We start from the raw sequence: 12,808 nt of genomic DNA on the forward strand, positions 1-12,808 counted from the left end.
GCGTCGTTGATCCACATCGACCCGAACCCGCCCACTACGGGTGAGATCTGGGATTTTGCATACCAAAACCTGTATTCTGAGCGTGGATCAGTCCTTCCCTGCCGACTCGAGGTGTCCCGTGAGCCAGCCCGCTTCCCCGTTGCCCGACCGCGGCCCGACCGGCCGCCGCACGGCCAAGGGCTCGCTCAGCTCGACGGCCGCCAAGCGCGTCGAGCGGCCCGCGCCGCTGCGCCAGGTCGTCTACGAAGCACTCGCCGAACTGATCATCAACCGCACCCTCGAACCCGGGCAGCACCTGGTCGAGGCCGACCTCGCCGAGTACCTCGGCGTGAGCCGGCAGCCGGTCCGGGAGGCCCTGCAGCGGCTGCAGAGCGAAGGCTGGGTCGACCTCCGCCCCGCCCAGGGCGCCTTCGTGCACCTGCCCACCGACGAGGAGGCCGACCAGCTGCTCAGCGTCCGCAGCGTGCTGGAGACGCACTCCGCGAAGCTCGCCGCCGGCCGGGCCACCCCCGCCGACGTCGCCCGCCTGCAGGAACTGCAGCAGGCCGGCGTCAGCGCGCTCGCCGAGGACGACACCGAAGGCCTGGTCGCGGCCAACGCCGCCCTCCACGCGTGCATCACCGAACTGTCCGGGAACAAGGTGCTGGCGGAGCTGATCGGCCTGGTCGACCGCCGGGTCCGCTGGTACTACACGCCCATCGCCCGGCCCCGCGGCCAGGACGCCTGGCACGAGCACGAAGAGCTGATCGACGCCATCGCCGCCCAGGACGCCGGCCAGGCCGAGCAGATCATGGCCAAGCACACCGAACGCACCCGCCAGGCCTACCACGAACGTCCGGAAGCTCCCCGATCCTGAGTCCGGCAGGACCGGGGAGCGAACACCGGATCAGCCGCCGGCCGACGCCGACGGCCGGCGCGCCACCAGCTCGGTTTCGGCGAGCTGGTGGCGCTTCCGGCCGGGCTGGCGCAGGAACAGCGTCAGCACCGCCGAAAGGAGCGCGATACCTCCGGCGAGGAGGTACGCGCCCGTGTAGCCCCACACGCTGATGACCCCGGCGGCGAGCCCACCGCCGCCGACACCGCCGATCAGTTTCGCGCTGTAGACCAGCCCGTAGTTCGACGCGTTGTTGTTCTCGCCGAAGTAATCCGGCACCAGCGCCGCGAACAGCGGGTAGAACGCGCCGCCGCCGAACCCGGTCAGGAACGCGAACACCATGAACAGCACCAGGTTGTGCGTGTTCCCGGCGTACAGCACGCCGAACTGCGCGACGGCCGCGATCACCAGCACCAGCGTCAGCGTCTGCCGCCGCCCGAGCTTGTCCGACGCCCAGCCGACGACCGCGCGGCCGGTGCCGTTCACGACCGCCAGGACCCCGGCCGACGAAGCGGCGACGAACGCGCCGAAGTGGCTCACCTTCGCGAACGGCACCTGGAAGTTGATGCCGAACAGCGACACCCCGCCGATGATCACCAGGCACACCCACATCAGCGGCAGCATCCCGGTCCGGACGGCTTCCATCGGCGAAAACTGCTTCACCGCGGGCGGGTTCTTGGCCAGTCCCCCGGTCGCGGACTTCCGGTCGCGGACCCAGGTGAGCGGGTCCACGTCCTTGGGCCACCAGCTCTTCGGCGGGTCCTTGAACAGGAACCCGCAGACCCCGACGGCGATGAGCATGTACACGCCCATGACGTCGAGGATCGTCGAATAGTTGGCCGGGGTGAGGAACGCGGCGAACACGTAGATGAACGGGACGGCACCGTAGGCGAAGCCGCCGTTGACGAACCCGGTCCGTGCCCCGCGCTTCTCGGGGTACCACTTGCCGACCATGTTGACGCAGGTCGCGTACACCAGCCCGGCGCCGATCCCGCCCAGCACCGAGTAGCCGGCGAACGCCAGCACCAGGTTGCCGCTGTGGGAAATGGTGAAGTAGCCGATCGCGCTGCACGCGGCCCCGGCGAGCATCGCCGTCCTCGCCGACACGATGTTCTTCTCCCGCAGGCGCCCGGCCGGGAACGCGACGCCGGCCTGGAACACCGCCCAGATGCTGGCCAGCCAGAACGCGTCCGACAGCGTCCAGCCGTACTTCTCCTCCAGGGTGCCTTCGACCGCACCCCAGCCGTACTCGAAGACGCTGACCGCCATCATGGCGATCCAGGGCAGCCACACCATCCAGCTGCGTGAGCGTCCCATGATGTCGTGCGGGGTCTCGCCGACCCGGTACACCCGGCCGTTCTCGTCGACGATCTCCTGGTATTGCGCTGTGGTCATGAGGAATCTCTTTCGTCCGCGCCGATTTCGGTCCGTCCCGTTCTGCCGGACGTCAGCCGGTGGCGGGCCGCGCGACGAGCTCGGTTTCGGCGAGCCCGGAGCGCATCCCGCCCGGCTTGCGGCCCGGCTGGCGCAGGAACAGGGCGAGACCGGCGGCGAGCAGGCTCGTCCCGGCGGCCAGGTAGAAGGCCGCGCCGTAGCCCCACCCGTCGATGACCAGCTTCCCGAGGCCCGCGCCCACGATCCCGGAGACGAGCTTCGAGCTGTAGACGAGGCCGTAGTTGCTGGCGTTGTTGTTCTCGCCGAAGTAGTCGGCGGTCAGCGCGGCGAACAGCGGGAAGATCGCCCCGCCGCCGAACCCGGACACCATCGACGCCAGCAGGAACAGCGGCATGCTGCCGATCGAGCCGGACAGGTACACCGCCACCTGGGCCAGCCCCAGCACCACGCAGACCAGCAGCAGCGTCTGCCGCCGCCCGTAGCGGTCGGAGATCCAGCCGATCACGCCCCGGCCGGCGCCGTTGATGACCGCCTTGAGGCTCATCGCCAGCGCGACGATGCCGCCCGCGAAGCCCATCTCCTTGCCGAACGGCACCTGCGCGGAGATGCCGAAGATGTTGACCCCCGCCGTGCACAGCAGGCAGATCCACATCAGCGGCAGCATGCCGGTCCGGAGCGCCTCCCGCGGCGTGAACTGTTTGACCGCGGGCGGGTTCTTCGCCAGCGACCGGCGCACGCGCGGGTCGTCCGGCACCTTCAGCGGGTCGACGTGCGCCGGCCACCAGTTCTTCGGCGGGTCCCGGAAGAAGAACCCGCTGACCGCGACGGCCGCGGCCAGGAAGAGCCCGACCGCGGGCAGGATGGTGCCGTAGTTGCCCAGGTCGAGGTAGTTCGTGAAGATGAAGATGAACGGGACCGAGCCGTAGGCGAACCCGCCGTTGACGAAGCCGGTCTTGCCGCCTTTGCGCTCCGGGTACCACTTGCCGACCATGTTGATGCAGGTCGCGTAGACGAACCCGGCACCGCCGCCACCGAACAGGCCGAAGCCGAGGTAGGCCCAGAAGACACTCGGTGCGTAGGCCAGCGCCAGGTACCCGAGCACGGTGCCCGCCGCGCCCAGCAGCATCGCCGACCGGGCCGACAGCCGGCCGCTTTCCCGCATCTTGCCCGCGGGGAAGGCGACCGCGGCCTGGAAGAACACCCAGACGGCCAGCAGCCAGAAGATGTGCGCGCCGTGCCAGCCGTGCGCCGAGGACAGCGTGTCCTCGGCCGAAGTGAACGCGTATTCCGAAGAACTGATGGCCATCATGGCCACCCACGGCAGGACGACCATCGTCCACCGTGGCCGGCCCATGATGTCCCGGTCGGTCTCACCGACCCGGTAGACTCTTCCGTTCTTGTCGGTGATCTCCTGGTACGTGGCTGCGGTCATAAGAGTTCTCTTTCGTCACCGTTGACTCATGTCCCTCTGTTGCCGTCGTGCGGTGGGATCTTCGTCCTTTCCGTGAGGTCGGGCCAGCCCCTGTGGAAACGCTCAGAGCAGGCCCGCGGCCCGCGCCCAGCGGTACTTCGCGCCGAGCACGGCCACGGGCTTTTCGGTCGTGTACGGGTAGGCGACGACTCCGTGGTCGTAGAGGTAGTCGCCGGCCTCCTCGACTTCGACGTCCCCGGACAGCGACGCGACAACGGGCTTGTGAATGCCCTTCGCGCGATATTCCCCGACGACTTCGGACACCAGTTCCGCGAACACCATCGGCGGGGTGACGATGGTGTGCCAGTAGCCGAGGATCAGGGCGTGGATGCGGTCGTCCTCCAGGCCCAGCGCGATCGTGTTGCGGTAGGTCGAGGGCGGTTCGCCGCCGGTGATGTCCACCGGGTTGCCGGCCGCGCCGAACGGCGGGATGAACTCCCGGAACGCCGTGTCGAGGTCCGGCGGGATCGCCATCAGGCCGAGGCCGTGGTCGACGCAGGCGTCCGAGAGCAGCACGCCCGAGCCGCCGGCACCGGTGATGATGACGACGTTCTCGCCCTGCGGCGTGGGCAGCAGCGGGATGCCGCGGGCGTACTCGAGCAGGTCGTTCAGCCCGGGCGCCCGGATCACGCCGCTCTGGCGGAGGATGTCGTCGTAGACCTTGTCGTTGCCGGCCAGCGCGCCGGTGTGCGAGCTCGCCGCCTTGGCACCCTGGGACGTCCGGCCGGCCTTGAGCACCACGACCGGCTTGCGCCGCGAGACCCGCTTGGCCGTCTCCGCGAACGCGCGCCCGTCCTTGAGGTCCTCGAGGTGCATGGCGATGAGCTCGGTGTTCTCGTCGTGCTCGAAGAAGGTGAGCAGGTCGTCTTCGTCGATGTCGGCCTTGTTGCCGACGCCGACGATCGAGGAGACGCCCATCTTCGCCGAGCGGCTGAAGCCGAGGATCGCCATCCCGATGCCGCCGCTTTGGGACGACAGGGCCACGCCGCCCTTGACGTCGTACGGCGTGCAAAAGGTCGCCGACAGGTTTTCCGGCGTGTAGTAGTAGCCGTAGATGTTGGGGCCGAGGATGCGCACGCCGTGCTCGCGGGCGATCGCGACGACCTGGTCCTGCAACTCGACGTTGCCGGTCTCGCCGAAGCCGGACGGGATGAGGATCGCGCCGGCCACACCCTTCCGGCCGGCTTCCTCGAGCGCCGCGGGGACGAACTTCGCCGGGATGGCGAACACCGCGACGTCGACGTCACCGGGCACGTCGGTGATACTCGGGTAGGCCTTGCGGTCGAGGATCTCGGCGGCCTTCGGGTTGATCGGGTGGATCTCCCCCGCGTACCCGCCGTCGACCAGGTTCTTCATCACCGAGTTGCCGATCTTCCCGGCTTCGGCCGACGCACCGATCACCGCGACCGACGCCGGTTTCATGATCCGGTTCATCGACGCGAGGATCTCCTCCTGGGTGAACCGGTGCGGCTCCTTCGCCGCGTCCGGGTCGATCAGGATCCGGACGTCGACCGCGGTGGCGCCCCGTGGTGTCGCGAGCACCGGGTTCAGGTCCACTTCCGACAGCTGCGGGAAGTCGGTGACCAGCTCGCCGAGGCCGGTGATCACCGCGGCGAGGGCGTCGCGGTCGACCGGCTGCGCTCCGCGGACCCCCTTGAGGATTTCCGCCGCCTGGATGCCGTCGATCATGGAGAGGGCTTCCCCGGCGGACGTCGGCGCGAGCCGGAAGGTGACGTCCTTGAGCACCTCCACCAGCACGCCGCCGAGGCCGAACGCGACGATCTTGCCGAAGGTCGGGTCGGTGACCGAGCCGATGATCACCTCCTGGCCCTCGGTGAGCATCCGCTGCACCTGGACGCCGAGGATCCGCGCTTCGGCGTCGTAGGCCTTCGCGCTGTCGAGGATCCGCGCGAAGCCCGCCCTCACCGCTTCGGCGTCGTCCAGGCCGACGAGCACGCCGCCGGCCTCGGTCTTGTGCAGGATGTCCGGCGAGACGATCTTGAGCACCACCGGCAGCCCGATGGCTTCGGCGTGGGCCACGGCTTCCTCGGCCGTGGCCGCCAGCCGTTCGGCCGGGGTCGGGATACCGTAGGCCTCGCAGACCGCACGCCCCTCGGGCGCGGTCAGCGACGACCGGCCCTCGGCCGCCGCCCGCTCCAGGATCTTCTCGACCGCCGCGCGATCCGCCACGTCAGATCACCCCCGCCGCGCGGAACTTCTCGAGTTCCGCCTCGCTGTAGCCGAGTTCGGTCAGCACCTCGTCGTTGTGCTCGCCGAGCAGCGGCGAGCGTTCGATCTCCACCGGCGAGTCGGACAGCTTGAGCGGGCAGCCGACGGTCTTGAAGCTGCCGCGCTCGGGGTGCGGGACCTCGACGACCGAGCCGAGTTCGGCCAGGGTCTCGTCCTCGATGAGCTCCTTCGTGGACAGGATCGGCCCGCACGGGATGTTGTGCGCGTTGAGCTTCTCCATCACTTCCCACTTGGTGTGCTTCTCGGTCCACTCCTCCACGAGGGCGAACATCTTGTCCAGTTTGGACAGCCGCACCTCGGGAGTGGCCCACGCCGGGTCCTCGGCCAGCTCCTCCTTGCCGATCAACCGCGCGAGCGGCGCCCAGCCGGGCGGCTGGACGATCACGTAGATGTAGTCGTTCGGCCCGCCGGGCGCGCACTTCACCGCCCAGCCCGGCTGCCCGCCGCCGGACGCGTTGCCCGACCGCGGGACCTCGTCGCCGAAGTTCTCGTTCGGGTACTCCCCGAGCGGGCCGTGGGCCAGCCGCTGCTGGTCGCGCAGCTTGACGCGGCACAGGTTGAGCACGGCGTCCTGCATGGCGACCTGGACGCGCTGGCCGCGGCCGGTGGAGGTCCGCTGGTACAGCGCGGCGAGGATGGCGGCCACCAGGTGGATGCCGGTGCCGGAGTCGCCGATCTGCGCGCCGGTCGCGGTCGGCGGCCCGTCCTCGAAGCCGGTGGTGCTCATCGCGCCGCCCATGGCCTGCGCGACCACTTCGTAGGCCTTGAAGTCGGCGTAGCGGCCGGGCCCGAACCCCTTGATGGAGGCGTAGACCAGCCGCGGGTTGAGCGCGGCCAGCTTCTCCCACGGGTAGCCGAACCGGTCGACCACCCCGGGTCCGAAGTTCTCGACCAGGACGTCCACTCCGGACACGAGCTTCTCGAAGACTTCCTTGCCTTCGGCGCTCTTCATGTTGAGCGTGATGCTGCGCTTGTTGGCGTTGAGCATCGTGAAGTAGAGGCTGTCCACCCCGGGCAGGTCGCGCAGCTGCCCGCGGGTGATGTCGCCGCGGCCGGGGGTTTCGAGTTTGATCACGTCCGCGCCGAGCCAGGCGAGCAGCTGCGTCGACGACGGTCCGGACTGCACGTGGGTCATGTCGAGGACGCGGACGCCCTCCAGTGCCTTGCCCATGCTCTGGCCTCCGCTCACTTGTACATGGTCTGGTTCATGGTTCCGGGGGCGTACACGTCGGGATCGACCCAGACGTTGATCAGCGACGGCAGGCCGGACTCCCGCGCCCGCAGCAACGCCGGCCCGATGTCGGCCGGGTCCCGCACCTCTTCGCCGTATCCGCCGAGCATCCGCGCGAACTCGTCGTAGCGGACGTCGCCGAGGGTGTTGCCGACGCGTTCGCGCGGCAGGCCGTACTTCGCGGCCTGGCCGTAGCGGATCTGGTTCATCGAGGAGTTGTTGCCGACGATGCCGACGAACGGCAGGTCGAACCGCACGAGCGTCTCGAAGTCCCAGCCGGTGAGGCTGAAGGCGCCGTCCCCGAAGAGGGCGACGACCTCCTTGTCCGGACGCGCGTGCTTGGCGGCGAGGACGAACGGGATGCCGACGCCGAGCGTCCCGAGTGGACCCGGGTCCATCCAGTGGCCCGGCGACTTGGGCTGGACGACCTGACCGGAGAAGGTGACGATGTCGCCGCCGTCGCCGATGTAGATCGAGTCCTCGGTGAGGAACTCGTTGATCTCGTGGACCAGCCGGTACGGGTGGATCGGGCTCGCGTCGGAGTGCTGCAGTGGCAGCCGCTTCTGCTTCGCTTTCTCCTCCACGGCCTGGAGTTCCTCGAGCCAGGTCTTGCGGCCGACGGCGCCGTTGTCGGTGCGACCGGACGCGGCCTCGGCGACGGCGGCGAGGACCTGGCCGGCGTCGCCGACGATGCCGAGGTCGACGTCGCGGTTCTTGCCGACCGTGCGGTAGTCGAGGTCGATCTGGACGACGGTGGCGTCCTTCGACAGCCGCTTGCCGTAGCCCATCCGGAAGTCGAAGGGGGTGCCGACGATGACGATGACATCGGCGTTGTCGAAGGCGTACCGGCGCGAGAGCTGGAAGTGGTGCGGGTCGCCGGGCGGGAGCGTGCCGCGGCCGGCGCCGTTCATGTACGCCGGGATGTTCAGGGTCCGGACGAGCTCGGTGGCCGGCCCGGTCGCGCGGGTGGTCCAGACCTGGCTGCCGAGCAGGATGGCCGGCTTCCTGGCGTGCACCAGCAGGTCGGCGAGCTTCTCGACGTCCGCGGGGTCGCCGGCGTTCTTCGTCGACGCCCGGTAGCGGCCCGCTTCGGGGATGCGCGCGGTTTCCAGCGGCACGCGGGCGTCCAGGACGTCCCGCGGGATCTCCAGGAAGGACGGCCCGGGCGCGCCGGCGTAGGCCTCGCGGAAGGCCATGCTCACCAGGTCGGCGACGCGCGCGGTGTGCGGCACGGTGGCAGCGAACTTGGTGATCGGCGTCATCATGTCCACGTGCGGGAGGTCCTGCAGGGACCCCATCTTGTGCTGGGTCAGCGCACCCTGGCCGCCAATCAGCAGCATCGGGCTCTCGGCGCGCAGCGCGTTCGCGACCCCGGTGACGGCGTCGGTGGTGCCCGGCCCGGCGGTGACCACCGCGCAGCCGGGCTTGCCGGTGACCCGCGCGTACCCGTCGGCCGCGTGCGCCGCAACCTGTTCGTGGCGGACGTCGATGACCTCGATGCCTTCGTCGACGCAGCCGTCGTAGATGTCGATGATGTGCCCGCCGCACAGCGTGAAGATCGTGTCGACCCCTTCGGCCTTCAGCGCCTTGGCCACCAGGTGGCCGCCGGATATCCCGGCCGGCGCGGCGCCGTTCGTCGCGGCGGCACTCTCCCCCGCGGTGGTGCCGGTCGTGGTCAGCGCCATGGCTCAACTCCTCTGGTCCGCCACCGGAGCTCTCTTGTCCGGCGGTGTGTGTCGCCTGATGTCCGAGGTCAGCGGCCCCTTCGCGGCAGACTGTAGATTGCATACCGTATGGGGTAGGCATATAGTCACTCTTCAAGCAGCCCGTGTCCAGGGCCATCCGCAGGGTTTTTCCGGACTCCGAACCGGCCCCCGCGGACCACCACTCCACGCCCTTCGCCCTGCCCCGCCGCGGAAAGGACGCTCCCGCATGGACCTCTTCGAACACGAAGCCCGCGACCTCTTCGACAAGCACGGCGTCCCGGTCCCCCGCGGCCGGGTCGCCGCCGATCCGGCCGAGGCCCGGGCCGCCGCGGTCGCCCTCGGCGGCCCGGTGGTGGTCAAGGCCCAGGTGAAGACCGGCGGGCGAGGCAAGGCGGGCGGCGTCCGCGTGGTGCGCACGGCCGACGACGCCGAGCAGGCCGCCGACGACATCCTCGGGATGGACATCAAGGGCCACCCCGTGCACCGCGTCCTGGTCACCGAAGCGAGCGAGATCGCCGACGAGTACTACCTGTCCTTCCTGCTCGACCGCGCCGGGCGGACGTTCCTCGCGATGGCGTCGGCCGAAGGCGGGATGGAGATCGAGGAGGTCGCGGCCACCCGGCCGGACGCGCTGGTCCGCGTGCCGGTGAATCCCCTGGCCGGCGTCGACGCAGCTGCCGTCGCGGCGGCGTTCCCCGCCGCTGTCCGCGGCGAAGTCGCCGGCGTCGTCGAGAAGCTGTGGGACGTGTTCGTCGCCGAGGACTGCACGCTCGTCGAGGTCAACCCCCTGGCGCTGACGGCGACCGGGATCGTCGCGCTGGACGGCAAGATCACCCTGGACGACAACGCCTCCTTCCGCCGTTCCTCGTCGTTCGACGACACTTCGGACGGTGATCCGCTGGAGCGCTCCGCCCGCGCGAAGGGCCTCAATTACGTCAAGCTCGACGGCGACATCGGCGTCATCGGCAACGGCGCCGGGCTCGTCATGTCCACTTTGGACGTCGTGGCGGCGGCCGCGGCCGAGGCGGGCGCCCGCGGACCGGCGAACTTCCTCGACATCGGCGGCGGGGCGTCGGCGCAGGTGATGGTCGACGGGCTGACCGTCATCCTCGGCGACCCGCAGGTGCGCAGCGTGTTCGTCAACGTCTTCGGCGGCATCACCGCGTGCGACGCGGTGGCGACCGGGATCGTGCGGTCACTGGAAATCCTCGGTGCGCGCGCCACCAAGCCCCTGGTCGTCCGGCTCGACGGGAACAACGTCGCCGAAGGCAGGCGGATCCTCGCCGAAGCCGCCCACCCCCTGGTCACCGTGGTGGCCACCATGGACGACGCCGCCCGCGAGGCGGCGAAGCTCGCGATCGCGGAGGTCTGAGTCGTGGCCGTCTTCCTGGACGAGAACAGCCGGATCGTCGTCTCCGGCATCACCGGTTCCGAGGGCGCGAAGCACACGCGGCGGATGCTGGCCGCCGGGACGAACGTCGTCGGCGGGGTGAATCCGCGCAAAGCCGGGCAGCGGGTGGAATTCCCCGGCCGTTCGCTGCCCGTGTTCGGCAGCGTCGCGGAGTCGATGGCCTCGGCCGGCGCCGACGTCTGCGTGCTGTTCGTGCCGCCGCCGTTCGTGGCCGACGCCGTGGTCGAAGCGGTGGACGCGGGCATCGGGCTGGCGGTGGTGATCACCGAAGGCGTCCCCGTGCACGACAGCGCGCGGCTGTGGGCGCACGCCGTCGCGGCCGGCGGGCGGACGCGGATCATCGGCCCGAACTGCCCGGGCATCATCTCCCCCGGCCGGTCGAACGCCGGGATCATCCCGGCCGACATCACCGGCCCGGGCCGGATCGGCCTGGTGTCGAAGTCCGGCACGCTGACCTACCAGCTCATGCACGAGCTGCGGGACATCGGCTTCTCGACCTGCGTGGGCATCGGCGGCGACCCGATCATCGGGACGACGCACATCGACGCGGTCGAGGCGTTCGAGAAGGACCCGGAGACCGACCTGATCGTGCTGATCGGCGAGATCGGCGGCGACGCGGAGGAGCGGGCGGCGGAGTTCGTGCGCGCCCACGTGTCGAAGCCGGTCGTCGGGTACGTGGCGGGCTTCACCGCCCCGGAAGGCAAGACGATGGGCCACGCGGGCGCGATCGTCTCGGGCTCGGCGGGCACGGCCGCGGCGAAGAAGAAAGCCCTGGAAGCCGCGGGCATCCGGGTCGGGCGCACGCCGAGCGAGACGGCGGCGCTGGTCCGCGAGCTGCTGGGCTGATGGAGCTCCGCCAGCTGGCGGTGGTGGTGGCGGTCGCCGAGGAAGGCGGCTTCACGGCGGCCGCCCAGCGCCTGCGAACGGTCCAGTCGACGGTGTCCACAGTGGTCCGGGCGCTGGAGCGGGACCTGGGCACGCCGCTGTTCCACCGCACGACGCACCGGGTGGTCCTGACGCCCGCGGGCGAGGCCTTCGTCCCCGCCGCGCGGGCGGCGTTGGAGGCGGCGGAGCGGGCCCGGGCGGCAGTGTCCCCGGTGGACGGCCGGGTGCGGCTGGGGGTCCGCCCGGGCTTGCTGGCCGACCTGCACCGGGTGCTGACGCGGCTGCGGCAGGCGCACCCGGGCCTCGGGGTGGAGGTGAGCCAGGTGCGGTGCGGGCCACCGGAGTCCACTGTGGACGTGGTGGTGACCCGCGCCGGCGACGAACTCGCCGAAGCGGCCGAAGTCACCACCCTGCTCCCCGCCGAAGAGCTGGTCCTGGCCACCGCACCCGGCGGCGCGCGCTCGGCCCCGGCCGACCTCTCCGCGCTCTCCCTCGTCGACTTCCCGCCCGGCTGGGCGATCCGCGAAGCCGTCGACCACGCGTTCCCCCACCGCCGGATCTCGCTCGAAGTCGACGAGCTCGCCGTCGCCGCCGGGCTGGTGCGGGCCGGGTTCGCCGCCTGCGTCCTGCCCGCTTCCGCCGCCGCGCGGTTTCCGGAGCTCACCGTGCGGCGGTTCGCACGGCCCGTGCCGTGGCAGCTCGCCGCCGGGCACCGGGCCGAGGCCGGCCCCGCCGTGGCCGCCGTCCTCGCTCAGCTCGGCTGAAGGCCCAGGCGGTCCGGTCGCGTGTAGACGTTCATCGACGTCCCGCGCAGGAACCCCACGAGCGTCAGGCCGAGCTCGGCGGCCAGGTCCACCGCGAGCGAAGACGGCGCCGACACCGCGGCCAGCAACGGGATCCCGGCCATCACGGCCTTCTGCACCAGTTCGAACGACGCCCGCCCGCTCACCATCAGCGCCGTCCCGGACAGCGGCAGCACGCCGTCCCGGGTCGCCCAGCCCACGACCTTGTCCACCGCGTTGTGCCGTCCGACGTCCTCGCGCAGGCACAGCAGCTTTCCGTCGGCGTCGAACAGCCCCGCCGCGTGGAGGCCGCCGGTCCGGTCGAACACCCGCTGGGCGGCGCGGAGTTCGTCCGGCAGCGCGGTCAGTGTCGCCGGGTCGGTGACCAGGGGGTCGTCGGCGACCGGCCAGGTGACCGTCGTGCGCACGGCGTCCAGGCTCGCCTTGCCGCACAGGCCGCACGAGGACGTCGTGTAGAAGTTGCGTTCCACCGAGGCGTCCGGCGGGGCGACCCCGTCGGCGAGCACGACGTCGAGGACGTTGTACGTGTTGCCGCCGTCTGCCGTGGCGCCGGCGCAGTAGCGGATCGACCGGATGTCCGCCGCCGCGCGGACCACGCCCTCACCGACCAGGAAGCCGGCGGCGAGGTCGAAGTCGTCGCCCGGGGTGCGCATGGTGATCGTCAGCGGCCGGCCGGCGACCCGGATCTCGAGGGGTTCCTCGACGGTCAGCGTGTCCGGCCGCGCGGTGTGCCGTCCGTCGTGGACGCGCAGCACCCGCCGCCTGCTCGTCATGCGCCCCAC

The 12,808-nt window shown here is 70.8% G+C and carries 10 protein-coding genes; 4 read left to right on the forward strand and 6 right to left on the reverse strand.

The window, feature by feature from the left end:
* Positions 1-118: 118 nt before the first annotated feature.
* On the forward strand, positions 119-856 hold the full coding sequence (locus ACWEF6_RS09695) for a GntR family transcriptional regulator (protein WP_449682517.1): 738 nt from the start codon (positions 119-121) through the stop codon (positions 854-856).
* A gap of 30 nt (positions 857-886) precedes the next feature.
* Here the strand turns inward: ACWEF6_RS09695 and ACWEF6_RS09700 are convergent, their stop codons facing one another.
* From ACWEF6_RS09700 to ACWEF6_RS09720, 5 genes are all read right to left on the reverse strand, one after another.
* Entirely contained in the window at positions 887-2,269 is a 1,383-nt protein-coding gene (locus tag ACWEF6_RS09700) for an OFA family MFS transporter (RefSeq protein ID WP_449682518.1), read from the reverse strand.
* 52 nt (positions 2,270-2,321) lie between these two features.
* On the reverse strand, positions 2,322-3,701 hold the full coding sequence (locus tag ACWEF6_RS09705; protein WP_449682519.1) for an OFA family MFS transporter: 1,380 nt from the start codon (positions 3,699-3,701) through the stop codon (positions 2,322-2,324).
* Between the two features lie 102 nt (positions 3,702-3,803).
* Positions 3,804-5,930: an acetate--CoA ligase family protein gene (locus tag ACWEF6_RS09710; protein ID WP_449682520.1), complete on the reverse strand. Its 2,127-nt coding sequence runs from the start codon at positions 5,928-5,930 to the stop codon at positions 3,804-3,806.
* A 1-nt stretch (position 5,931) separates the two neighbouring features.
* Positions 5,932-7,161 carry a formyl-CoA transferase gene (gene frc, locus ACWEF6_RS09715; RefSeq protein ID WP_449682578.1) on the reverse strand — a complete coding sequence of 410 codons (1,230 nt, stop codon included), beginning with the start codon at positions 7,159-7,161 and terminating at the stop codon, positions 5,932-5,934.
* A gap of 14 nt (positions 7,162-7,175) precedes the next feature.
* Entirely contained in the window at positions 7,176-8,906 is a 1,731-nt protein-coding gene (locus ACWEF6_RS09720; protein WP_449682521.1) for a thiamine pyrophosphate-binding protein, read from the reverse strand.
* A 247-nt stretch (positions 8,907-9,153) separates the two neighbouring features.
* On the opposite strand from ACWEF6_RS09720, the gene sucC reads away from it, so the two are divergent.
* From sucC to ACWEF6_RS09735, 3 genes are read left to right on the forward strand one after another with little or no spacing between them, the layout of a single operon-like run.
* Positions 9,154-10,299 carry an ADP-forming succinate--CoA ligase subunit beta gene (gene sucC, locus ACWEF6_RS09725; RefSeq protein WP_449682522.1) on the forward strand — a complete coding sequence of 382 codons (1,146 nt, stop codon included), beginning with the start codon at positions 9,154-9,156 and terminating at the stop codon, positions 10,297-10,299.
* A gap of 3 nt (positions 10,300-10,302) precedes the next feature.
* Positions 10,303-11,184 (forward strand): succinate--CoA ligase subunit alpha, encoded by an 882-nt coding sequence (sucD, locus tag ACWEF6_RS09730; RefSeq protein WP_449682523.1) that lies wholly within the window; start codon positions 10,303-10,305, stop codon positions 11,182-11,184.
* Entirely contained in the window at positions 11,184-11,987 is an 804-nt protein-coding gene (locus ACWEF6_RS09735; RefSeq protein ID WP_449682524.1) for a LysR family transcriptional regulator, read from the forward strand. The genes sucD and ACWEF6_RS09735 overlap by 1 nt, the downstream gene beginning before the upstream one ends.
* On the opposite strand, the gene fdhD is transcribed toward ACWEF6_RS09735, so the two are convergent.
* Positions 11,975-12,808 carry a formate dehydrogenase accessory sulfurtransferase FdhD gene (gene fdhD, locus ACWEF6_RS09740; RefSeq protein ID WP_449682525.1) on the reverse strand — a complete coding sequence of 278 codons (834 nt, stop codon included), beginning with the start codon at positions 12,806-12,808 and terminating at the stop codon, positions 11,975-11,977. The genes ACWEF6_RS09735 and fdhD overlap by 13 nt on opposite strands.

Source organism: Amycolatopsis sp. NPDC004772 (assembly GCF_053601215.1).

Coding starts and splice junctions, on each gene's coding strand:
- ACWEF6_RS09700 (WP_449682518.1), bottom strand. CDS start 2,269: ATGACCACAGCGCAATACCAGGAGATCGTCGACGAGAACGGCCGGGTG.
- ACWEF6_RS09705 (WP_449682519.1), bottom strand. CDS start 3,701: ATGACCGCAGCCACGTACCAGGAGATCACCGACAAGAACGGAAGAGTC.
- frc (WP_449682578.1), bottom strand. CDS start 7,161: ATGGGCAAGGCACTGGAGGGCGTCCGCGTCCTCGACATGACCCACGTG.
- ACWEF6_RS09720 (WP_449682521.1), bottom strand. CDS start 8,906: ATGGCGCTGACCACGACCGGCACCACCGCGGGGGAGAGTGCCGCCGCG.
- sucC (WP_449682522.1), top strand. CDS start 9,154: ATGGACCTCTTCGAACACGAAGCCCGCGACCTCTTCGACAAGCACGGC.
- ACWEF6_RS09735 (WP_449682524.1), top strand. CDS start 11,184: ATGGAGCTCCGCCAGCTGGCGGTGGTGGTGGCGGTCGCCGAGGAAGGC.